The organism is Streptomyces sp. NPDC096046, from assembly GCF_040303285.1.
Taxonomy (GTDB): domain Bacteria; phylum Actinomycetota; class Actinomycetes; order Streptomycetales; family Streptomycetaceae; genus Streptomyces.
Genome location: NZ_JBEOSZ010000064.1, coordinates 13309 through 35688, shown reverse-complemented (window position 1 = coordinate 35688; position 22380 = coordinate 13309). Strand labels below are relative to the sequence as shown.

Below are 22380 nucleotides of genomic sequence, written 5' to 3'. Positions count from 1 at the left end.
TCGGAGAAGTACCAGCTCAGGCACCGTGACTGGGAAGCGGCCGAACGTGAGGGCCGCACCATCACCGCGCTGCTGACCCGGCTCAACACCGTCCGGCGGGAGAACCCGGCCCTCCAGCAGCTGCGCGACCTGCACTTCCACCACGCCGACCAGGAAGCGGTGATCGCCTACTCGAAGCGGAAGGGTTCGAACACGGTTCTGGTGGTCGCGAACCTCGACCCCCACCACACCCAGGAGGCCACGGTCTCGTTGGACATGCCGCAACTCGGCCTGGCCTGGCACGAGTCGGTGCCGGTGCGCGACGAGCTCACCGGCGAGACCTACCACTGGGGCAGGGCCAACTATGTGCGCCTCGAACCGGGCCGCAGGCCCGCGCACGTCTTCACGGTTCTGCGACCGTCCACCCCGGAGATCGGAGGGTCACCCACAACATGATCGTCAACGAACCCGTTCCGGACACCTTCGAGGACACTCCCGCCAGGGACCGTGACCCGGAGTGGTTCAAACGCGCCGTCTTCTACGAGGTGCTCGTCCGCTCGTTCCAGGACAGCAACGGCGACGGCGTCGGCGACCTCAAGGGCCTGACCGCCAAGCTCGACTACCTCCAGTGGCTCGGCGTCGACTGCCTGTGGCTGCCGCCGTTCTTCAAGTCCCCGCTGCGCGACGGCGGCTACGACGTCTCGGACTACACGGCCGTGCTGCCGGAGTTCGGCGACCTCGCCGACTTCGTGGAGTTCGTCGACGCCGCACACCAGCGCGGCATGCGCGTGATCATCGACTTCGTCATGAACCACACCAGCGACCAGCACCCGTGGTTCCAGGAGTCGAGGAAGGACCCCGACGGCCCCTACGGCGACTACTACGTGTGGGCCGACGACGACAAGCAGTTCCAGGACGCGCGGATCATCTTCGTCGACACCGAGGCCTCGAACTGGACCTACGACCCCATCCGCAAGCAGTACTACTGGCACCGCTTCTTCTCGCACCAGCCGGACCTCAACTACGAGAACCCGGCCGTGCAGGAGGAGATGATCTCCGCGCTGAAGTTCTGGCTGGACCTGGGCATCGACGGGTTCCGGCTGGACGCGGTGCCGTACCTGTACCAGCAGGAGGGCACCAACTGCGAGAACCTCCCGGAGACGCACGACTTCCTGAAGCGGGTGCGCAAGGAGATCGACGCGCAGTACCCGGACACGGTGCTGCTCGCGGAGGCCAACCAGTGGCCCGAGGACGTCGTCGACTACTTCGGCGACTACACCAACGGTGGCGACGAGTGCCACATGGCGTTCCACTTCCCGGTCATGCCGCGCATCTTCATGGCCGTGCGCCGCGAGTCCCGCTACCCCGTCTCCGAGATCCTGGCCAAGACACCGGCCATTCCGTCGAACTGCCAGTGGGGCATCTTCCTGCGCAACCACGACGAGCTCACGCTGGAGATGGTCACCGACGAAGAGCGCGACTACATGTGGGCCGAGTACGCCAAGGACCCCCGCATGCGCGCCAACATCGGCATCCGCAGGCGGCTGGCCCCGCTGCTGGACAACGACCGCAACCAGATCGAGCTGTTCACGGCCCTGCTGCTGTCGTTGCCGGGCTCGCCGATCCTGTACTACGGCGACGAGATCGGCATGGGCGACAACATCTGGCTCGGCGACCGGGACGCGGTGCGCACGCCGATGCAGTGGACCCCGGACCGCAACGCCGGGTTCTCCTCGTGCGACCCGGGGCGGCTGTTCCTGCCCACGATCATGGACCCGGTCTACGGCTACCAGGTCACGAGCGTCGAGGCGTCCATGGCCTCGCCGTCGTCGCTGCTGCACTGGACCCGCCGCATGATCGAGATCCGCAAGCAGAACCCGGCTTTCGGACTCGGCTCGTACACCGAGCTGCCGTCGACGAACCCGGCGGTGCTGGCGTTCCTGCGGGAGTACGAGGACGACCTGGTGCTGTGCGTGAACAACTTCTCCCGTTTCGCACAGCCCACGGAACTGGACCTGAGCGCCTTCGAGGCGCGGCACCCGGTGGAGCTGTTCGGCGGGGTCCGTTTCCCCGCGATCGGCGAGCTGCCGTACCTGCTGACGCTCGGGGGCCACGGGTTCTACTGGTTCAGGCTTCGCAAGGAAACCATGTGAAGCCTGAAAAGGGCTGTTGAGGCCTGATGTGCGGGGCGGGCGGCAAACCCCGGCGGCGGGGCGTTTCCTCCGCCCCGCCCGGGGCACGCATCAGTAACACCCCGCCCACCCGCGTGAGCCGGAGGGGCGCCGTCCGGGGCCGGCCGCAGGCGCCGGAGGCGCACCAAACATGGGTGAAAGGACGCGACGCCATGTCGGAAGCCGTCACACGCACCGTCACCACCCCGCCCGGCCTTCTTGCCTCCCTGGATCCGCTGCTGCGGGAATGGCTGCCGCGGCAGCGCTGGTTCGCGGGCAAGGGGCGACCGGTCACCGGGTTCACCCTGGTCGAGGCCACCGAGCTGCTCCCGGCCACGTCCAAGCTGGGCCTGTACCACCTGCTCGTCCGCGCCCACCAGCCCGTGGTGCCGTCCCACGGTGCGCCCGGTCACCCCGGTGACTGCTACCAGCTGCTGATAGGCGTGCGCGAGGCGCTGCCGCCTCGGCTGGCGCCCGCGCTGATCGGACATGTGCCGACGGGACCGCTGGCCGGCCGGACCGTCTACGACGCCCTGCACGACACCAGGCCGGCCGAGCTGCTCCTGGAGGCACTGCGCACCCGGGCCCGTATCGGCAGGCTCCGCTTCGACCGGGACACCGGGCAGGACATCCGCTCCGGACTGGTGCCGCGGGTGGTGACCGCCGAGCAGTCCAACTCGTCGATCGTCTACGGAGATACGTTCATCCTGAAGCTGTTGCGCCGGATCGTGCCCGGGGTCAACCCCGATCTGGAGCTGCCGCTCGCGCTGGCCCGCGAGGGTTGCCCCCGCGTTCCCGCTCCGACGGCCTGGATGGTCGCGGACATTCCTCCCACGGCGGACCCGGTCGTCACCGCGGGCCCGGGCGACCCCGTCGGCCAGCCGTACGTCCTCGGGGTGCTCCAGCCGTTCCTGCAGGGCGCCTCCGACGGCTGGGAGCTGGCCCTGCGCGAGCTGGCCAAAGGCGAGGACTTCGGCGCCGAGGCGCGGGCCCTGGGGCGGGCGACCGCCGAGGTGCACACCGCGCTGGCCCGGGCGCTGCCTACCGTCACGCTCGGTCACATGCAGCTGCAGATGATGGTCGACGGCATGATCGAGCGCCTGGACGCGGCCGTCCAGGCGGTGCCCGCCCTGCGGCCGTACGCCGGTGGGCTGCGGTCGGCGTTCACGGCGCTGGGCGATCTCGCCGCCGAGGGCCGCACCTGGACCGCGCAGCGGGTGCACGGCGATCTGCACCTCGGGCAGTGTCTGCGCTCGCCGTCCGGCGAGTGGTGGCTGATCGACTTCGAGGGAGAGCCGGCCCGGCCGCTCGCCGAGCGGCGCATGCCGCAGCCGGCGGTGCGGGACGTCGCCGGCATGCTGCGGTCCTTCGACTACGCGGCGCGTTCGGCCGACCCTCCCCAGCCGGACTGGGCCGAGACCTGCCGTTCCGCGTACTGCTCCGGCTACGCGGAGGCCTCCGGCCTCGACCCGCGCACCGACCCGGTGCTGCTGCGGGCCTACGAGACGGACAAGGCGATCTACGAGGTGGTGTACGAGGCCCGGCACCGCCCCGACTGGCTGCCGGTGCCCCTGGCCGCCATAGACCGGCTCGCCTCGTCCGGCCACCTGACCTGACCGACCCCTCGTCCTGGAGGCTCCGCCCGTGACCCCCCGTCCTGAGTCCAGCGGTTCGCATCCCAAGGGCACCGCCGGGGAGAAAATCCCCGAGCAGCCCACGGCCGCGCAGAAGAAGAGCGCCACGAAGAAGACGGCGGTGCCGAAACAGGCAGCGGCGAAGAAGACGGCCGCCGCGAAGAAGGCCGCCGTCAAGAAGACGCCCGCCACGCAGTCACCTGCGGTGAAGGCCACGGCCGAGAAGGCGGCGCCGACGAAGACGACGGCGAAGAAGGCGGTGGCCAGGAAGGCGGCTCCCGAGAAGGCGGCTCCACCCGTGAAGGCGGCGGTGAAGAAGGCGACGCCGGCGAAGACGGCCGCGAAGAAGGCGCCGGCCGAGAAGACGGTGCCCGCCAAAGCCGCCGCCAAGAAGGCCGTCACGAAGAAGGCCGTGACGAAGAAGGCCACCGCGACGAAGGCCTCGGCCACGAAGTCCCCTGCCGCGAAGGCACCGGCCGCCAGGGCGGCCACGCCGAAGGCGACGGCCAAGAAGGGGACCGCCGAGAAGACGGTCGTCCAGAAGGCCACCACCGCCGACGCCCCCGCGAAGAAAGTGCCCGCGAAGAAGGCGCCCGCGGGCAGGGCTCCCACCGGGACGGCCGCCGCCGGAAGGACCGCCCCGGCCCAGGTGGTCCCCCCGGAGAGGGAGGTCGCCGTCTCGCCCGCCGTGGACGCGGTGGACCGTCAGCGGCTGCTCGACGGTACGCACCACGACCCGCACTCCGTGCTCGGCGCGCATCCGGTGCCCGGGGGTATCGCCTTCCGGGCGTTCCGGCCCTACGCCCTGTCGGTGACCGTCGTCGCCGGGGAGCTGCGCGCCGAACTGCACCCCGACGGCGAGGGCTTCTTCTCCGGCCTGCTGCCGCTGCGCGAGGTCCCCGCGTACCGGCTGGTCGTGGAGTACGAGGGGACGGTGCTGGAGACCGAGGACGCCTACCGCTTCCTGCCCACGCTGGGCGACCTCGATCTGCACCTGATCGGTGAGGGCCGGCACGAGGAGCTGTGGACGGTGCTGGGCGCGCACCCGATGACCCACGAGGGTGTGACCGGCACCCGGTTCGCGGTGTGGGCGCCGAACGCGCGCGGTGTGCGCGTGGCCGGCACGTTCAACTTCTGGGACGGCACCGGCCACGTCATGCGCTCGCTGGGTTCGTCCGGAGTGTGGGAGCTGTTCCTGCCGGACGTCGGCGAGGGCGAGCTGTACAAGTTCGAGATCACCCGGCCCGACGGTTCGAGGACGATGCGCGCCGACCCGATGGCCCGCCGCACGGAGGTGCCGCCCGCGACCTCGTCGGTCATCACGTCCTCGGAGTACGAGTGGGGCGACGCCGAGTGGGTGGCCCAGCGCGCCGAGGCACCGGCGCACGAGGCACCGTTCTCGGTGTACGAGATCCATCTGCCCTCCTGGCGGCCCGGCCTGACGTACCGCCAGCTGGCCGAGCAGCTCCCCGGGTACGTGAAGAACCTGGGTTTCACGCACGTGGAACTGATGCCGGTCGCGGAGCATCCGTTCGGCGGCTCCTGGGGCTACCAGGTGACCGGCTTCTACGCGCCGACGGCCCGGCTGGGCACGCCGGACGACTTCCGGTTCCTGGTCGACAAGCTGCACCAGGCCGGCATCGGCGTCCTCATGGACTGGGTGCCGGCGCACTTCCCGAGGGACGACTGGGCGCTGGCCGAGTTCGACGGCCGACCGCTGTACGAGCACGCGGATCCGCTGCGGGCGGCGCACCCCGACTGGGGCACGCTGGAGTTCGACTTCGGGCGCAACGAGGTGCGCAACTTCCTCGTCGCGAACGCCGTCTACTGGTGCGAGGAGTTCCACATCGACGGCCTGCGGGTGGACGCGGTGGCCTCGATGCTCTACCTGGACTACTCGCGCGAGCCGGGCCAGTGGACGCCCAACGAGCACGGTGGCCGGGAGAACCTGGACGCGGTGGCGTTCCTGCAGGAGATGAACGCGACGGTGTACCGCAGGGTGCCCGGCGTGGTCACGATCGCCGAGGAGTCCACCGCCTGGGACGGTGTCACCCGGGCCACCCACCACCAGGGCCCGAGCGGCTTCGGCGGCCTCGGGTTCGGGCTGAAGTGGAACATGGGCTGGATGCACGACTCGCTCCAGTACATGAGCCACGAGCCGGTGTACCGCAAGTACCACCACGGTGAGCTGACCTTCTCGATGGTCTACGCCTACAGCGAGAACTACGTCCTGCCGATCTCCCACGACGAGGTCGTGCACGGCAAGGGCTCCCTGGTGTCGAAGATGCCCGGCGACTGGTGGCAGCAGCGCGCCGGGGTGCGCTCCTACCTGGGCTTCATGTGGGCCCACCCGGGCAAGCAACTGCTGTTCATGGGGCAGGAGTTCGCACAGGGTGCCGAGTGGTCCGAGGCGCACGGCCCCGACTGGTGGCTGCTGGATCCGGGCTACGGGGCCGAGCCCGACCACCGGGGCGTGCGGGACCTGGTGCGCGACCTGAACACCGTCTACCGGGCGACCCCGGCGCTGTGGCGCCTGGACACGGACCCGGCCGGTTTCGAGTGGATCGTCGGGGACGCCGCCGACGACAATGTCGTCGCGTTCCTGCGGCTGGACCAGGAGGGCGCTCCGGTGCTGGCGGTGTCCAACTTCGCGCCGGTCACCCGCCAGGACTACCGCCTGGGCGTCCCGGAGGACGTCCCCGCCTGGCACGAGGCCGTCAACACCGACGCGGCCCGCTACGGCGGCAGCGACGTCACCAACCCCGACCCGGTCAAACCGGAACCCCAGCCCTGGCACGGCCGCCCGGCCAGCATCCGCCTCACCCTGCCACCGCTGGCGACGGTGTGGCTCCGGCCGGCCTAGGTGGCCTGGAGCTCCTGTGACAGGGCTGTGACCGGAGGTATGGCCTCCGTCACAGCCTGTCCGGTCGGGTGCTGGTGTGGTGTCCGGATGCGTGCCGTCCCGTTCACCTCGCAGATCCCGCCGTACTGATGGGCTTCGGTGTCTCCGCGGCCTGTGCCGTCGGCGCGCTCGTCGCCGCGGCGGGTGTTGTCGCGATGGCGTTGCCCGGGCGGCCCCAGCCGTGGCCGGTGCATCTGATGCGCCGTGCGGCGGGCGCGACCGCGTGGGCGGCGGCGGCCGTGTACTCGCTGGGGGCCTCCACCGTGCTGATGTCGGAGCACGCCTTCGGTGACGGCGCGAACTCGATGCCCGCCCCGGCCTGCCGTGACGGCTTCGACCCGGCCACGATGGAGGGCCTGAGCCACCACCGGTCCTCGTTCCTGCCACTGCGTTTCGACTGCGTCCGCGAGGACGGCTCCGTCTACTCCAGCGATCCGGACTACGTGTGGATGAACGGGGCGAGCGCGTCCCTCGCCCTGTCCGCCGCGCTGTTCGTCATCGGCGCGGGCTACGCGAGCGAGCTGCGGGCCCGCAAGGCGGCCGTGACGTCATGACGCTGCTGCCCCTCTTCGCCGGGCTGGTCGTCGGCTGGGTCGCCCTGCGGGGGCTGCTGGCGCATCCGCTGCTGCCGCTGTGGGTGAGGACGTCGGTGTTCTGGGCGGTGCCGCTCACCGCGGCCACCTGGCTGTTCATCATGGCGGCGGACGACCCCTTCCTCTTCCCGGAGACCGCCCCCTGCCCCGGGGAGCCGTACCGGGAGGGGGTCATCGGGAGCGGACAGGTATCGGGCGTCTCCACCCCGTTTCCGCCGCGGGCCTACTGCGAGTGGGAGGACGGCACCGTCTACGAGCTCACCCCCGGGGCCGAGTTCCTGTTCTGGGTGTTCTTCGCCCTGACCGTCGTACCGCTCGCCACCGGGCTGTGGCACGCCCTGCGTAATCCGAGGTCGCTGCTGCGGTAGACGGCCCCGCACCCGGCCGGAGGGGGCGGATGCGGGGCCGCTTCGCTACCCGAAGGCCTCCGCCAGAGCCTTCGGCAGTTCCCCGGTGTGCAGCACGCCCAGCCGCTGGGTGGCCCGGGTCAGGGCCACGTACAGATCGCTGGTGCCGTACCGGCCGGGCTCGGCCACGAGGACGGAGTCGAACTCAAGACCCTTGGCCTGGCGCGGGTCGAGCAGGACGACGTTCCGGGTGAGGTCGGGTTCCGCGCCCGCCGTGACGCCGTCCAGCCGGGCGGCGACGGAGCGGTGCAGGTCGCGCGGCGCGATCACCGCGAGCCGCCCCTCGGCCGGGGTGAGCTCCTCGACCGCCTCGGCGACGGCGCCCGGAAGGTCGTCGGTGGCGCGGGCCCAGGGGCGTACGCCCGTGGAGCGGACGGAGCTGGGCGGTTCGAACCCGGGGTGCTCGGCGCGCACCACGGCCGCCGCGACGTCCATGATCTCGGCCGGGGTGCGGTAGTTGACGCCCAGGCGGGTGTGCTCCCAGCGGTCCTCCACGTACGGGGAGAGGATGTCCGACCAGGAGCCGACCCCGGCCGCCTCCGCGGTCTGCGCCGGGTCGCCGACCAGGGTCATCGATCGGGTCGGGCTGCGCCGCATCAGCAGCCGCCACGCCATCGGCGACAGTTCCTGCGCCTCGTCGACGATGATGTGCCCGAACGCCCAGGTGCGGTCGGCGGCGGCCCGCTCGGCGGCGCTGCGGTGGTCGTCCTCCTCGTGCCGTTCGGCGAACCGCTCGGCGTCGATGATGTCGTGCGCGGAGAGCACCTCGGAGCTCTCGGGGTCGCCCTCCTCCTTGTCCTCGAACTCGTAGGTACGGGACGCGTAGGACACCTCCAGCACGCCCTGCGCATAGGCGATCTGCTGCTCCCGCTCGCGCTGGGCGCGCTCGCGGGCGAGCCGGTCGTCGTCGCCGAGGAGCTCGGCGGCCTCGTCGAGCAGCGGCACGTCCGCCACCGTCCAGCGCCGGGTCACGGGGCGCCGTACCGCGTCGGCGTCCTCGGGGGGCAGGAACTCCTCCGGGGCGGCGAGGAAGTCGGCCACGAGCCGTTGCGGGGTGAGCACCGGCCACAACCGGTCGATGGCGGACCACACTTCGGGATTCTCGGCGAGGTCGTCGCGGATCTGGGTGATGTCGCTGGGGTCGAGCAGGCTGGACCCGTCGAAGGGGTCGGTGCCGATCCGCTCGGCGTACAGGTCGGTGAGGGCGTTGAGGATGTGCCCCTCGAAGTGCTCCCGGGCGGCGTTGTGCGGCAGCTCGGCACCGCGGGCGCGGTCACGCGCGACGCCCACCAGGCCGTCGTCGAGCATGAGGACCTCGCGGTCGTGCTCGATGGCGATCACCGGGTCGGGCAGCGCCTGCCGGCTGCGGACGACCTCGGCGAGCACGTCGGCCATGCCGGCGCGGCCCTTCACGGCGGCCGCCTCGGGCGTGTCGGTGGCGGTCGCCTTCACGCCGGGGTACAGCTCGCCGACGGTCGCGAGGAGCACGCCGGTCTCGCCGAGGGAGGGCAGCACCTCGCCGATGTAGCCGAGGAACGCCGGATTGGGCCCGACGATCAGCACCGCCCGCTTGGCGAGCAGTTCCCGGTGCTCGTAGAGCAGGTAGGCGGCACGGTGCAGGGCGACGGCCGTCTTGCCGGTGCCCGGGCCGCCCTCCACGACGAGCACGCCGCGGTGCGGGGCGCGGATGATGCGGTCCTGGTCGGCCTGGATGGTCTGCACGATGTCGCTCATGCGGCCGGTGCGCGCGGAGTCGAGGGCGGCGAGCAGGACGGCGTCGCCCGTCGGGTCCTCGTGGCCGGTGCGGGTCCGGTCGCCGAGGTCGAGGAGTTCGTCGTGCAGCCGGGTGACCCTGCGGCCGTCGGTGGCGATGTGCCGCCGGCGCCTGAGGCCCATCGGGGTGTGGCCGGTGGCCAGGTAGAAGGGCCGGGCGACGTCGGCGCGCCAGTCGATCAGGACGGGGGTGCGCTCGGCGTCGTCGGTGCGCAGCCCGATCCGGCCGATGTGGTGGGTGACGCCCGAAGTGAGGTCGATCCGGCCGAAGCACAGGGAGCCGTCGACCGCGTTCAGCGCGGCGAGCAGCCCGGAGCGCTCGGCTACCAGGATGTCCCGCTCGAGTCTGGCCTGCATGGGGGCGTTGCCCTGCGCGAGGGCGTCCGTGACGGAGGTCTCGGCGTCGCCGCGCAGCGCGTCCACGCGCGCGTACAACGTGTCGATGAATTCCTGTTCCTGGCGCAATTCATCGTCCGGAAATTCGGTGTTTGACAATTCCACTCCCGCCCGGATATACTGTGCTCACTGAACTTCACCATGCCTCCAATCAGCTTGAAGGCACGAACAAACAAATATACGCAAGGAAATCCCCCGAGCGCAATTGCTCGGGGGATTTCCTCATGTCGGGCGCATACGGGGCGGTCTCTACAGCACGTCGGCGAGCTCCTCCAGCAGCCGCCGCCTGGGCCGCGCGCCGACCATCGACTTCACGGGGCTCCCCGCGTCCTAGCGGGTCCCGGCGGACTCCAGTTCCTTGTTCTCCTGCGCGGGCTCGTCGGCGGGCTTCGCCCTGCCGGGCAGCAGCAGCGCCACCACCACCGTGCCGGCGCCCAGGATCACCGCCCCGATCAGGCTGGTGTGCGCGACCGCGTCGGAGAACGCGGACCCGACCGCGTCGGCCATCTGCCGCGCGTCCCCGCCCAGTCGGTCGGCCTGCGACCGGAGCCGCTCCGCCTGCTGGGGGTCGCTGGTGTGCGCGGCCCGCTCGGCGAGCTGCCGGGCCTTGTCGCCGATGCCGTGGGCGACGGCGTACCCGGCCCCGACGGAGTCCTGGGCCGTGGCCAGGGAGGAAGGGGGGAGCTTGCCGCCGGCCGTCGCGTCGGAGAGGTGCCCGGAGTACGACGTCGCCAGCAGCGAGCCCAGGATGGCGATGCCCAGCGAACCGCCGAGCTCCAGCGACGTGTCGTTCACGGCGCCGCCGACGCCCAGCTCGGACTCCGGGAACGCCCCCATGATCGCGTCCGTGCAGGGCGAGAGCGCGAGCCCGATGGAGAGGCCGAGGACGACGAGAGGCGCGACGAAGTCGCCGTACGACGAACCGGCGTCGGCCCGGGTGAGCAGCGCCAGGGCGGCCGTGCCGCCGACCATGCCGGCCGTGACGGTCCACTTCATGCCGACCCGGGGCGTGAGGAAGCCGGTGAGGGCCGCCCCGACGAACACGGCGCCCGCCAGCGGCAGCATGCGCAGCCCCGTGTCCAGGGCGTCGTAGCCGAGGACGAACTGGAGGTGCTGCGTCAGGTAGTAGAAGGCCCCGAAGACCGCGAGGAAGAACAGGGCGACGGCGAGGTTGGAACCGGCGAAGCCGCGGTCCGTGAAGCGGCGGACGTCGAGGAGCGGGCGGGGGTGGCGCAGCTCCCACAGGACGAAGGCGACGAGCCCGGCGCCGGCGACGACCGCCGCCGTGACGGCCCTGACGCCCCAGCCGAAGTGCGGACCCTCGATGATCATGTAGACCAGCGCGGCGATCCACACCACCGACAGCAGTCCGCCGCCGTAATCGATGCGCCCGCGGTCGGCGGCCTGGGACGGCGGTACGAGGACGAGGGCGCCGACGAGGGCCAGGACCGCGACGGGGACGTTGATGAGGAACGTCGAGGACCATCCGTGGTCCTCCAGCAGCGCCCCGGCGACCAGCGGTCCGGCGGCGATGGCGAGCCCGGCCGTGGCGGTCCACAGGGTGATGGCCTTGGCCCGTTCGGCGCGCGGGAAGGTCGCGGCGAGCAGGGACAGCGTGGCGGGCATGATCATCGCGGCGCCGACGCCCATCACGGCCCGTGCGGCGATGACCGTCGTGGAGCTGTCGGCGAGGAAGCCGAAGACGGAGCCGCCCGCGAACACGACCAGCCCGAGCACGAGCGCGCCCCGGCGGCTGTACTTGTCGCCTATCGCGCCGAGCAGCAGCATCAGCGCGGCGTAGGGGACGGTGTAGCCGTCGATCACCCACTGCAGGTCGGCGCTGGACAGCCCGAGGTCCTCGGTCATGGCGGGCGCGGCGACGGTGAGGGCGGTGTTCGCCATCACGATGATCAGCAGGCTCAGGCAGAGCACGAGGAGCGCCCACCAGCGGCGTGCGTAGGGGCGGTCCATCCTCTCGGCCGGTTCGTTCATGACGAGTCGCATGGCAGGGGTTGCCTTCCTCGCTGAATTGCACATGGATGTGCATTTACACAACGCTGTGCAATCTACGCCGTTGCACACTACTGTGCAACTCGATGCGGGAAGGGGCACAATGACGTCCATGACCACGGGTACCAGCCGCGCCGACGCCAACCGCCGCCGTCTTCTCGACGTCGCCCTCGCCGAGCTGCTGCGCGACCCCGACGCGTCCATGGACCAGATCGCGCGGGCCGCGGGCGTCGTACGGCGAACGGTGTACGGGCACTTCCCGACCCGCGAGGCGCTCATCGGCACACTCGTCGACGAGGCCGTGGAGGCGCTGTCGGCCGCGCACGCGGCGGGCCGCGCGGACGTGCGGGATCCGGCGGAGGCGGTGGCGCGATCGGTGCTGGCGGTGTGGTCGATCGCCGACCGCTACCGGCTGCTGGTCGCGCTCGCCCAGCGCACGGTCACCGTGCAGGGCATCCGGGAGCGGCTCGCCCCGGTCCGGCGGGAGAGCATCAGGCTGCTGCAGCACGGGCTGGACGAGGGTGTCTTCAGCTCACCGCTGCCGGCCCCGGCCCTGGCCTATGTGCACGAGCAGATGCTGTTCGCGGTGATGGAGGCGGTGAACGACGGTCTGCTGGCAGCACAAGAGGCGGGCCGCTGCGCCGCGGTCACCGTGCTGACCGCGGCGGGCGTGCCCGCCTCGAAGGCCACCGGGCTGGTGGCGAAACTGAACGCTTGATCGTGCTGAAGGATCGTCCTGAAGGACGAACCGGGCGGCTGAGCGACGGGGGGACACCCAGCCGCCCGGAGTCTCGCGGGGGCGGCGCGGCCCTCAGGCCTTCGCCAGCTCCTTCTCACCGCCCCGGTCGGGCACCTCGGCCTCGACGTGGTCCTCGGCCGGGCCGCCGTGACCGTCGTCCAGCAGCGTCTTCTCGTCGAAGGGCAGTCGACCGGCGAGGACCTGGTTCACGCGGTCCTTGTCGATCTCCTTCGTCCAGGTGCCGATCAGCACGGTGGCCACGGCGTTGCCGGCGAAGTTGGTCAGGGCGCGGGCCTCGCTCATGAAGCGGTCGATGCCGACGATGAGGCCGATGCCGTCCACCAGGGCCGGCTTGTGCGACTGCAGACCGCCGGCCAGCGTCGCGAGGCCGGCGCCGGTGACGCCGGCGGCGCCCTTGGAGGCGACCAGCAGGAAGAGCAGCAGCGGGATCTGCTCGCCGATCGACATCGGCGTGCCCATGGCGTCGGCGATGAACAGCGAGGCCATGGTCATGTAGATCATGGTGCCGTCGAGGTTGAAGGAGTAGCCGGTCGGGACGGTGATGCCGACCACCGGCTTGCTGATGCCCAGGTGCTCCATCTTGGCGATGAGCCGCGGCAGCGCGGACTCGGAGGAGGACGTGGACAGGATCAGCAGGAACTCGCGGCCCAGGTACTTGAACAGGGCGAAGATGTTCAGGCCGGAGACGGCCCGCAGCAGGGCGCCGAGCACGATGAAGACGAACAGGAAACAGGTGACGTAGAAGCCGAGCATCAGCACGGCGAGGCTCTTGAGCGCGTCCACGCCGGCGGAGCCGGTGACGGCGGCGATGGCGCCGAAGGCACCGATCGGGGCGGCCCACATCACCATGGCGAGGATGCGGAAGACGAGTCGCTGGATGTGCTCGATGCCGCGCAGGATCGGCTGCCCGGCCGCGCCCATGCTCTGCAGCGCGAAGCCCGCGAGCAGGGCGATCAGCAGGGTCTGCAGGACCGACTCGTTGGTGAAGGCCGACACGATCGTGGTCGGGATGATCCCGAGCAGGAACTCAGTGGTGCCCTTCGCCTCGGCGTCGACCTGCGCGTGACCGACGTCCTTGACCGCGTCGGTCACCGCGAGGCCGGTGCCCGGCTCCAGGATGTTGCCGACGACCAGGCCGATGCCCAGCGCGACCAGCGACATCACCATGAAGTAGCTCAGGGCGATACCGCCGACGGCGCCGACCTTGGCGGCCTTGCGCACCGAGCCGATGCCCAGCACGATCGTGCAGAAGATGATCGGCGAGATCATCATCTTGATCAGGGCCACGAACCCCGTACCGATGGGCTTCAGCCCCTGCGCGAAGTCCGGTGCGGCCAGACCCACCGCGATACCGGCGGCGACCGCGATGATCACCGCGATGTAGAGATAGTGCGTACGGTCCCGCTTGGCTTTGGGTGCGGCAGGTGCCGTATCGGCTGCGCTGGTCACGGTGGCCCTCCTTGACGACGTCGTCGGCATCACCGGCGTGCGGCTCACGTCCGGGGGAAAGGGAGCGGGGCTCCCGGGGGATGCGTTATGGGGAATGCCCGTGACTATGTCCTGCTCTGTGAGCGCGGTCACCCTTCCGTTCATTTAGTTCACAATCAGCCACGGTGCAGACTGACGGCATGCGCCTCACCGTCCCCGGTCCCCGCAGTCTGGCGGGCCAGCTCTTCGCCATGCAGGCCGTGCTGATAGCGGTCGTCGTGGCCGGATACGCGCTGTTCACCTATGTCAGCGACCGCAATCAGGCCGAGGAGGCGGCGGCGCGCCAGGCCAGGGCGGTGGCGCGGTCCGTCGCGGACTCCCCGTCCGTGCTGGCGGCGACCCGCACCAGCGATCCGACGGTCGAGCTCCAGCCGTACGCGCTGAAGGTGATGCGGGACACCGAGGTCGACTTCGTCACGATCATGGACCCGCGGGCCATCCGCTGGACGCACCCCGACCCCCGGCAGATCGGCCGGACCTTCCAGGGCCACACCGAGCGGGCCCTGAAGGGCCAGACCTTCACCGAGACCTACACCGGCACGCTCGGCCCGTCGGTCCGGGCCGTCACCCCGATCTGGGACGGCCGGAAGGTGGTCGGCCTGGTCAGCGCGGGGATCCGCGTCGACCAGATCACCCAGCGGGTCCAGGACCAGCTGACGGCCCTGCTCGGCGTCGCGGCGGGCGCGCTGGCGCTGGGCGCGGTCGGCACCTACGTCATCAACGCCCGGCTGCGCCGCCACACCCACGGCATGAACGCGACCGAGCTCAGCCGGATGCACGACTACCATCAGGCCGCCCTGCACGCCGTACGCGAGGGCCTGCTGATGCTGGACGGGCAGTACCGTGTGGCGCTGATCAACGACGGAGGTCGGGAGTTGCTCGGCGTGGCCGGGGACGTGGTGGGCAGGTCGGTGGCGGAGCTGGGGCTGCCGGCCCCGCTGACGGGCGCCCTGCTGGCGTCGGAGCCACGGGTGGACGAGGTGCATCTGACGGCGTCCCGGGTCTTGGTCGTCAACACCTCACCGGTGTCGGGCGGCGAGCGGCGCGGTACGGTCGTCACGCTGCGCGATGTCACCGAACTCCAGTCGCTGATGGGCGAGTTGGACTCCGAGCGGGGCTTCACACAGGCACTGCGCTCCCAGGCCCACGAGGCGGCGAACCGGCTGCACACGGTCGTCTCGCTGATCGAGCTGGGCCGGGCGGAGGAGGCGGTGGAGTTCGCGACGGCCGAGCTGGAGCTGGCGCAGGCACTGACCGACCAGGTCGTGGCGGCGGTGAGCGAGCCGGTGCTCGCGGCGCTGCTGCTGGGCAAGACGGCCCAGGCGAACGAGCGGGGCGTGGAGCTGATGGTGTCGGAGGACAGCAGCCTGGACGACGGCCTGCTGCCGGCGACCCTGCCCGCGCGGGACCTGGTGACCATCCTCGGCAACCTGATCGACAACGCCGTGGACGCGGCGCAGGGCAGCGCGCGGGCCCGGGTGACGGTGGCGGCGTACACCCGCGACGCCGGGGACACCCCGGAGCTGGTGCTGCGGGTCTCCGACACGGGCCCGGGCGTGGATCCCGAGCACGCCGAGGCGGTCTTCCAGCGCGGCTTCACGACGAAGCCGGCGGGCCCGGGCGGCCGGGGCCTCGGGCTGGCGCTCGTACGGCAGGCGGCGCAGCGGCACGAGGGCTCCCTGACGGTGACGGGGGCCGACGGGGGCGGGGCGGCGTTCGAGGTGCGGCTGCCGCTGCGGGAGCCCGGGCCGACGGCGGGCGCGGGCGTGACATCCGGGGCCACGGCGGCCAGAGGCGGCGGAGGCGACACATGACGGACACCGAGCAGGCCATCCGGGTGCTGGTGGTCGAGGACGACCCGGTCGCCGCCGACGCGCACGTGATGTACGTCGGCCGGGTGCCCGGGTTCGTGGCCGTGGGCAAGGCGCACTCGGGTGCGGAGGCCCGCCGGGTCCTGGAGCGCACCCCGGTGGACCTCCTTCTGCTCGATCTGCACCTGCCGGACGTGCACGGGCTGCAACTGGCCCGGTCCCTCAGGACGGCCGGCCACCACGCGGACGTCATAGCGGTGACCTCGGCGCGCGACCTGGCCGTCGTGCGCGAGGGCGTCTCGCTGGGGGTCGTGCAGTACGTCCTGAAGCCGTTCACCTTCGCGACCCTGCGCGACCGCCTGGTGCGCTACGCCGACTTCCACGCGGCGGTCGGCGAGGCCAGCGGTCAGGACGAGGTGGACCGGGCGCTCGCGGCCCTGCGCGCGCCGGGCCCGGCCGCCCTGCCCAAGGGGCTGAGCGCGCCGACGCTGGAGCGGGTGACGGAGGCCCTGCGCGACTGCGCGGAGGGCCTCACGGCCGCGGGAGTCGCGGAGACCGTGGGCATCTCCCGGATCACGGCCCGCCGTTATCTGGAGCATCTCGTCGACGCGGGCCGCGCGGCCCGCCGCCCGCAGTACGGCACGGTGGGCCGACCGGAGTTGCGGTACCGCTGGGTCACGGGCCAGTGACGGTCCCTCAGCCGCCCGTCGAACCGCCGCGCACGCATCGACCCGGCCAGACCACTCGACTCGGGTTCACGACCCACCCGTCCCGGCCACTTCACCCGCCCCGTCGAGGTGTCGGCCATGACGCACTCCCCTTCGATGTCCGCCCACCTGGGCGACACCTGAGGCGCCCCGCCCCGCCCCCACGGTCGTGAGGTGCCAGAAGTGCGACGCGGGAAGAAACTCGCGCATATGCCCCTTGAGCTTGCCTTTTACGCGGGTCATGGCCTTTCGGGCCCGCGGCCGCCGGGCCCCGGCGCCCTCCTCGCCCCGCTCCGCACCGGCCGACCGACGATCTTCAACCCCGGTCGAACCCGCCGGTAGCCGTAGCTTCCTACAATCCGTGATCCTGGCCGAACAGACCGTAGTCAGGCCCCTCCCGCCGCCCTAGCTTGTGGGCCGTGCGCCGACCTTCAGCCCGACCGGGCCAGCCCCCGCCCCTTCCCCCGCCGCGGACCGCCCCGACGCCCCCGCCCTTCAACGCCCCCGCCGCCCGCCGGCTGCGCGCGGCCCTCGGCATGGCACCCGAGCACGTCGCCCACGGCATGCGCGTCTCGTACGGGCATCCCCACGTCACCCCGGACCACGTGATGGCCTGGGAACGCGGGGCCGCCGCCCCGACCGACGCCGAGCTCACGGCGCTGGCTGGCGTGCTGTGGTGCTCGCCCGCCGAGCTCATCGGCAGACCGCGCACCCTGCGCGAACACCGCATCGCCCGCTGCCTCGCCCCGGAGGACGTGGCCCGGGCCGTGGGGCACGACGTGCACGCGTATCTGCGCATGGAGGAGACCGACGCCTGGCGCGGTACCGACCGCCAGTCCGCCGCCCTGGCCGATCTGCTCCGGCTGGGACTGCCCGACTTCGTCACCGTCACCGGCAAGGACGCCAAGCTCGGCGACCTGCTGCGCAGCGCCGCCACCACCCGCTGGCAGGCCTATGTCCGCCCGGTGGCCAAAGTCGTGCCCCTGCACCGGCGGTTCCTGGAGGACGCCCTGCGGGCCCTGCACGAGGACTACCAGGGGCACATGGCCGCCACCCTGAGCTGGGGCGGCGGCAGCGGTGACGCGGGCGGCGCCGGACAGGACTTCCTGGAGCGCATCGTGGAGCACTTCTGGGCGAAGCTCCAGGACGACACCCGCCTGGAGACCGGCCGGGGGAACGGCGTCTAGAAAACCGACTCGGCCTCGTCCATCCGGTCCTTCGGCACCGTCTTCAGCTCGGTCACGGCCTCCGCCAGCGGGACCATCACGATGTCCGTCCCGCGCAGAGCGGTCATCCGGCCGAACCTCCCCTGGTGCGCCGCCTCCACCGCGTGCCAGCCGAACCGCGTGGCGAGCACCCGGTCGTAGGCGGTCGGCACACCACCGCGCTGGATGTGGCCGAGGATGACCGGCTTGGCCTCCTTGCCGAGGCGCCGCTCCAGCTCATGCGCGAGGGCGGTGCCGATGCCCTGGAAGCGCTCGTGGCCGAACTTGTCTATGGCGCCCTTGACGTAGTCCATGGTGCCTTCGGCGGGGTGGGCGCCCTCAGCGACGCAGACCACCGCGAACTTCTTGCCGCGGGCGAAGCGCTCCTCGACCATCTTCACGAGGTCGGCCGGGTCGAACGGGCGCTCCGGCAGGCAGATCCCGTGCGCGCCGGCGGCCATGCCGGACTCCAGCGCGATCCAGCCGGCGTGCCGGCCCATGACCTCCACCACCATCACCCGCTGGTGGGACTCGGCGGTGGTCTTCAGCCGGTCCATCGCCTCGGTGGCGACCCCCACCGCGGTGTCGAAACCGAAGGTGCGGTCCGTGGAGGAGATGTCGTTGTCGATCGTCTTCGGGACGCCCACGACGGGCAGGCCCGCGTCGCTCAGCATGCGTGCGGCCGTCAGCGTGCCCTCGCCGCCGATCGGGATCAGCGCGTCGATCCCGAACTCGTGGATCATGTCGGAGGCGTTCTCGCACGCCTCCCGGAGCCGGTCGCGCTCCAGCCGGGACGAGCCGAGGATGGTCCCGCCGCGGGCCAGGATGCCGCTGACCGCGTTCAGATCGAGGGAGCGGTAGCGGCCGTCGAGCAGGCCCGCGTAGCCGTCCTCGAAGCCGATGACCTCGTCGCCGTAGTTGTCGACCGCCCGGTGCACGACCGACCGGATCACGGCGTTCAGGCCGGGGCAGTCGCCGCCTGCGGTGAGAACTCCGATACGCATCGTGCTGTGTCTCCTGCTCGCTGTTGACACCGGTGAGCCACTGCCGATTGTTTCACGCCCCACGGCCCGGTGCGGCACCCCCGGCCTGCCGGGCGCCTTATCTAGCCGCAGAGGTATTGTCAAGAGGGTTCTGCTCACCTCGGTGGGCGATTTTTCTGCCCCTGGCTGGACAGCAGTGGCGTGAGGCCTCCCCCACTCGAGACGAAACGGAGAGCGCGCGTGACCCGCAGCGTGTACGTGACCGGCATCGACCGCGGCGACGGACGCCAGGTCGTCGAACTGGGGGTCATGGAGCTCCTCACCCGGCAGGTGGACCGGGTCGGTGTGTTCCGCCCCCTGGTCCACGACGGGCCCGACCGCCTCTTCGAGCTGCTGCGCGCCCGCTACCGGCTCACCCAGGACCCGGCGACCGTCTACGGCATGGACTACCACGAGGCGTCCGCCCTCCAGGCCGAGGCCGGCACCGACGAGCTGGTGTCCACGCTCGTCGACCGCTTCCACCTCGTCGCCCGGGACTACGACGTCGTCCTGGTCCTCGGCACCGACTACGCCGACACCCAGCTCCCGGACGAGCTGGCGCTCAACGCCCGGCTGGCGAACGAGTTCGGCGCGTCCGTGATCCCGGTCGTCGGCGGCCGCAAGCAGCCCGTGGAGTCGGTGCTCGCCGAGACGCGCAACGCCTACCGCGCCTACGCCACCCTCGGCTGCGACGTCCTGGCCATGGTCGCCAACCGGGTGGCCCGCGAGGACCGTGACGAGATCGCCGGCCAGCTCGACTCCCGGCTGCCCGTGCCCTGTTACGTCCTGCCCGACGAGCCCGCGCTGTCCGCCCCGACCGTCTCGCAGATCGGCCACGCCCTCGCCGCCAAGGTGGTGCTCGGCGACGACTCGGGGCTCGCCCGGGACGTGCTCGGTTTCGTCTTCGGCGGCGCGATGCTGCCGACCTTCCTGGGCGCCCTGACGCCCGGCTGCCTCGTCATCACCCCGGGCGACCGGGCCGACCTGGTCGTCGGCGCGCTCGCCGCGCACAGCGCCGGCACCCCGCCGATAGCGGGCGTGCTGCTCACCCTGGACGAGGTGCCCGGTGACCACATCCTCACCCTCGTCGACCGCCTCGCGCCCGGTACCCCGGTGCTGTCGGTGGCCGGCACCAGCTTCCCCACCGCCGAGCAGCTGTTCTCCCTGGAGGGCAAGCTCAACGCCGCCACCCCGCGCAAGGCGGAGCGGGCCCTCGGCCTGTTCGAGCGGTACGCCGACACCGGCGACCTCGCGCGCCGCGTCTCCGCGCCGAGCAGCGACCGCGTCACGCCGATGATGTTCGAGCACAAGCTGCTGGAGCAGGCCCGCTCCGACCTGCGCCGGGTCGTCCTGCCCGAGGGCACCGAGGAGCGGGTGCTGCACGCGGCCGAGGTGCTGCTGCGCCGCGGCGTGTGCGAGCTGACCCTGCTCGGCCCGGTCGACCAGATCCGCAAGAAGGCCGCCGATCTCGGCATCGACCTCGGCGAGTCCCAGCTGATCGACCCGGCCGCCTCCGACCTGCGCGACGCCTTCGCCGAGAAGTACGCGGCCCTGCGCGCGCACCGGGGCGTCACCGTGGAGCTGGCCCACGACGTGGTGTCCGACGTGAACTACTTCGGCACGCTGATGGTCCAGGAGGGCCTCGCCGACGGCATGGTGTCGGGCTCGGTGCACTCCACGGCCGCGACCATCCGGCCGGCCTTCGAGATCATCAAGACCAGGCCGGACGCCGACATCGTCTCGTCCGTGTTCTTCATGTGCCTGGCCGACCGGGTCCTCGTCTACGGCGACTGCGCGGTCAACCCGGACCCGAACGCCGAGCAGCTGGCCGACATCGCCATCCAGTCGGCGACCACGGCCGAGCAGTTCGGCGTGGAGCCGCGGATCGCGATGCTGTCGTACTCCACCGGCACCTCCGGCTCGGGCGCCGACGTCGACAAGGTGCGCGAGGCCACCGAGCTGGTCCGCGCGCGCCGGCCCGACCTGAAGATCGAGGGCCCGATCCAGTACGACGCCGCCGTGGAGCCGTCGGTCGCGGCGACCAAGCTGCCCGGCTCCGAGGTCGCCGGGCAGGCGAGCGTGCTGATCTTCCCCGACCTGAACACCGGCAACAACACCTACAAGGCCGTGCAGCGCTCGGCCGGCGCGATCGCCGTCGGCCCGGTGCTCCAGGGTCTGCGCAAGCCGGTCAACGACCTGTCCCGGGGCGCCCTGGTCTCCGACATCGTGAACACCGTCGCCATCACGGCGATCCAGGCCCAGTCCCCCGCCCCGTCCCCGAGCGAGAAGGCGACCGCCCAGTGAGCAGCCCGACCCGTGTCCTCGTCCTCAACTCCGGTTCCTCGTCGGTGAAGTACCAGCTGCTCGACATGCGCGACAGCCGCCGGCTGGCGGTGGGCCTGGTCGAGCGCATCGGCGAGCAGTCCTCCCGGCTGAAGCACACCCCGGCCGGCGGCGGGAGCCGGGAGCGCGGCGGTGCGATCGCCGACCACGACGCCGCGTTGAAGGCCGTCGCCGAGGAGCTCGCCAAGGACGGCCTGGGTCTGGACTCGCCCGAACTGGCCGCGATCGGGCACCGGGTGGTGCACGGGGGCAAGACCTTCACCGAGCCGACCGTGATCGACGACACCGTGCTCGCCGAGATCGAGCGGCTCATCCCGGTGGCCCCGCTGCACAACCCGGCCAACCTCACCGGCATTCGCACGGCCCGGGCGCTGCGCCCCGACCTGCCGCAGGTCGCCGTCTTCGACACCGCGTTCCACACGACCATGCCGGAGTCGGCCGCCCGCTACGCGATCGACGTGAGGACCGCCGACGAGCACCGCATCCGCCGCTACGGCTTCCACGGCACCTCGCACGCCTACGTCTCCCGGGCCACCGCCGAGCTGCTCGGCAAGGACCCGTCCGAGACGAACGTGATCGTGCTGCACCTGGGCAACGGGGCGTCGGCCTCGGCCGTGCGGGGCGGCCGGTGCGTGGACACCTCCATGGGCCTGACGCCTTTGGAGGGGCTCGTGATGGGTACGCGCTCCGGAGACATGGACCCGGCCGTCATCTTCCATTTGATGCGTGTTGGTGGAATGTCCGCCGACGAGATCGACACTCTTCTCAACAAGAAGAGCGGTCTGATCGGTCTGTGCGGTGACAACGACATGAGGGAGATCCGCCGCCGCGTCGACGCGGGCGACGAGCAGGCGGAGCTGGCGTTCGACATCTACATTCACCGGCTGAAGAAGTACATCGGCGCCTATTACGCCGTGCTCGGGCGCCTGGACGCGGTGGCCTTCACCGCCGGTGTCGGTGAGAACGCGGCTCCCGTGCGGGCGGCCGCCCTGGCGGGCCTCGAAGGGCTGGGCCTGGCGGTGGACGGCGAGCGCAACGCCGTGCGCGGTGACGAGGCCCGGCTGATCTCGCCCGAGGGCGCCCGGGTCGCCGTGGCGGTGGTGCCCACCGACGAGGAATTGGAGATCGCGACACAGACCTACGCGCTGGTAATTGGTTCGGGGAATCACACCTGAGCGG

General features: G+C 71.5%; 15 protein-coding genes and 2 pseudogenes. 12 read left to right on the top strand and 5 right to left on the bottom strand.

The features are described from left to right. From ABTX62_RS34400 to ABTX62_RS34375, 6 genes and pseudogenes are all read left to right on the top strand, one after another. A pseudogene (locus ABTX62_RS34400) lies at positions 1-435 on the top strand (DUF3459 domain-containing protein); the annotation flags it as partial. Further along, on the top strand, positions 432-2132 hold the full coding sequence (treS, locus tag ABTX62_RS34395; RefSeq protein ID WP_352119855.1) for a maltose alpha-D-glucosyltransferase: 1701 nt from the start codon (positions 432-434) through the stop codon (positions 2130-2132). The pseudogene ABTX62_RS34400 and the gene treS, both read left to right, overlap by 4 nt. Before the next feature lie 191 nt (positions 2133-2323). Then, entirely contained in the window at positions 2324-3766 is a 1443-nt protein-coding gene (locus tag ABTX62_RS34390) for a maltokinase N-terminal cap-like domain-containing protein (protein ID WP_352119854.1), read from the top strand. A gap of 28 nt (positions 3767-3794) precedes the next feature. Beyond that, entirely contained in the window at positions 3795-6647 is a 2853-nt protein-coding gene (gene glgB, locus ABTX62_RS34385) for a 1,4-alpha-glucan branching enzyme (protein ID WP_352119853.1), read from the top strand. 128 nt (positions 6648-6775) lie between these two features. Then, positions 6776-7240: a hypothetical protein gene (locus tag ABTX62_RS34380; RefSeq protein WP_352119852.1), complete on the top strand. Its 465-nt coding sequence runs from the start codon at positions 6776-6778 to the stop codon at positions 7238-7240. After that, entirely contained in the window at positions 7237-7647 is a 411-nt protein-coding gene (locus ABTX62_RS34375) for a hypothetical protein (protein WP_352119851.1), read from the top strand. The genes ABTX62_RS34380 and ABTX62_RS34375 overlap by 4 nt, the downstream gene beginning before the upstream one ends. Before the next feature lie 45 nt (positions 7648-7692). On the opposite strand, the gene ABTX62_RS34370 is transcribed toward ABTX62_RS34375, so the two are convergent. From ABTX62_RS34370 to ABTX62_RS34360, 3 genes and pseudogenes are all read right to left on the bottom strand, one after another. Beyond that, positions 7693-9972 carry a HelD family protein gene (locus ABTX62_RS34370; protein ID WP_352119858.1) on the bottom strand — a complete coding sequence of 760 codons (2280 nt, stop codon included), beginning with the start codon at positions 9970-9972 and terminating at the stop codon, positions 7693-7695. A 132-nt stretch (positions 9973-10104) separates the two neighbouring features. Continuing rightward, positions 10105-10179, bottom strand: a pseudogene (locus ABTX62_RS34365) (thiol reductase thioredoxin); the annotation flags it as partial. A 6-nt stretch (positions 10180-10185) separates the two neighbouring features. Continuing rightward, a complete protein-coding gene (locus tag ABTX62_RS34360; protein WP_352119850.1) occupies positions 10186-11859 on the bottom strand; it encodes a DHA2 family efflux MFS transporter permease subunit in 1674 nt (557 codons plus the stop codon). A 109-nt stretch (positions 11860-11968) separates the two neighbouring features. Here ABTX62_RS34360 and ABTX62_RS34355 point away from each other — a divergent pair, with 109 nt between their 5' ends. Beyond that, a complete protein-coding gene (locus tag ABTX62_RS34355) occupies positions 11969-12583 on the top strand; it encodes a TetR/AcrR family transcriptional regulator (protein ID WP_352119849.1) in 615 nt (204 codons plus the stop codon). 93 nt (positions 12584-12676) lie between these two features. Here ABTX62_RS34355 and ABTX62_RS34350 read toward each other — a convergent pair whose 3' ends face one another. Next, on the bottom strand, positions 12677-14074 hold the full coding sequence (locus tag ABTX62_RS34350; RefSeq protein ID WP_352119848.1) for a cation:dicarboxylate symporter family transporter: 1398 nt from the start codon (positions 14072-14074) through the stop codon (positions 12677-12679). A gap of 179 nt (positions 14075-14253) precedes the next feature. Between ABTX62_RS34350 and ABTX62_RS34345 the strand changes: the two genes are divergently transcribed. From ABTX62_RS34345 to ABTX62_RS34335, 3 genes are all read left to right on the top strand, one after another. Beyond that, positions 14254-15927 (top strand): sensor histidine kinase, encoded by a 1674-nt coding sequence (locus ABTX62_RS34345; protein ID WP_352119847.1) that lies wholly within the window; start codon positions 14254-14256, stop codon positions 15925-15927. Then, positions 15924-16613 (top strand): response regulator, encoded by a 690-nt coding sequence (locus tag ABTX62_RS34340; RefSeq protein WP_352119846.1) that lies wholly within the window; start codon positions 15924-15926, stop codon positions 16611-16613. The genes ABTX62_RS34345 and ABTX62_RS34340 overlap by 4 nt, the downstream gene beginning before the upstream one ends. Positions 16614-17050: 437 nt before the next feature. Continuing rightward, positions 17051-17818, top strand: coding sequence for an XRE family transcriptional regulator (locus ABTX62_RS34335; protein ID WP_352119845.1), 768 nt, complete (start codon positions 17051-17053; stop codon positions 17816-17818). On the opposite strand, the gene ABTX62_RS34330 is transcribed toward ABTX62_RS34335, so the two are convergent. Then, complete coding sequence (locus ABTX62_RS34330) at positions 17815-18840, bottom strand: ATP-dependent 6-phosphofructokinase (protein ID WP_352119844.1); 1026 nt, start codon at positions 18838-18840, stop codon at positions 17815-17817. The genes ABTX62_RS34335 and ABTX62_RS34330 overlap by 4 nt on opposite strands. Before the next feature lie 219 nt (positions 18841-19059). On the opposite strand from ABTX62_RS34330, the gene pta reads away from it, so the two are divergent. After that, on the top strand, positions 19060-21162 hold the full coding sequence (gene pta / locus ABTX62_RS34325; RefSeq protein WP_352119843.1) for a phosphate acetyltransferase: 2103 nt from the start codon (positions 19060-19062) through the stop codon (positions 21160-21162). After that, a complete protein-coding gene (locus tag ABTX62_RS34320; RefSeq protein ID WP_352119842.1) occupies positions 21159-22376 on the top strand; it encodes an acetate kinase in 1218 nt (405 codons plus the stop codon). The genes pta and ABTX62_RS34320 overlap by 4 nt, the downstream gene beginning before the upstream one ends. Positions 22377-22380 lie beyond the last annotated feature (4 nt).

What these genes read in the sequence shown, in the direction of transcription:
- treS (WP_352119855.1), top strand. Translation starts at nt 432, where the DNA reads ATGATCGTCAACGAACCCGTTCCGGACACCTTCGAGGACACTCCCGCC.
- ABTX62_RS34390 (WP_352119854.1), top strand. Translation starts at nt 2,324, where the DNA reads ATGTCGGAAGCCGTCACACGCACCGTCACCACCCCGCCCGGCCTTCTT.
- ABTX62_RS34380 (WP_352119852.1), top strand. Translation starts at nt 6,776, where the DNA reads ATGGGCTTCGGTGTCTCCGCGGCCTGTGCCGTCGGCGCGCTCGTCGCC.
- ABTX62_RS34375 (WP_352119851.1), top strand. Translation starts at nt 7,237, where the DNA reads ATGACGCTGCTGCCCCTCTTCGCCGGGCTGGTCGTCGGCTGGGTCGCC.
- ABTX62_RS34360 (WP_352119850.1), bottom strand. Translation starts at nt 11,859, where the DNA reads ATGCGACTCGTCATGAACGAACCGGCCGAGAGGATGGACCGCCCCTAC.
- ABTX62_RS34355 (WP_352119849.1), top strand. Translation starts at nt 11,969, where the DNA reads ATGACGTCCATGACCACGGGTACCAGCCGCGCCGACGCCAACCGCCGC.
- ABTX62_RS34345 (WP_352119847.1), top strand. Translation starts at nt 14,254, where the DNA reads ATGCGCCTCACCGTCCCCGGTCCCCGCAGTCTGGCGGGCCAGCTCTTC.
- ABTX62_RS34340 (WP_352119846.1), top strand. Translation starts at nt 15,924, where the DNA reads ATGACGGACACCGAGCAGGCCATCCGGGTGCTGGTGGTCGAGGACGAC.
- ABTX62_RS34330 (WP_352119844.1), bottom strand. Translation starts at nt 18,840, where the DNA reads ATGCGTATCGGAGTTCTCACCGCAGGCGGCGACTGCCCCGGCCTGAAC.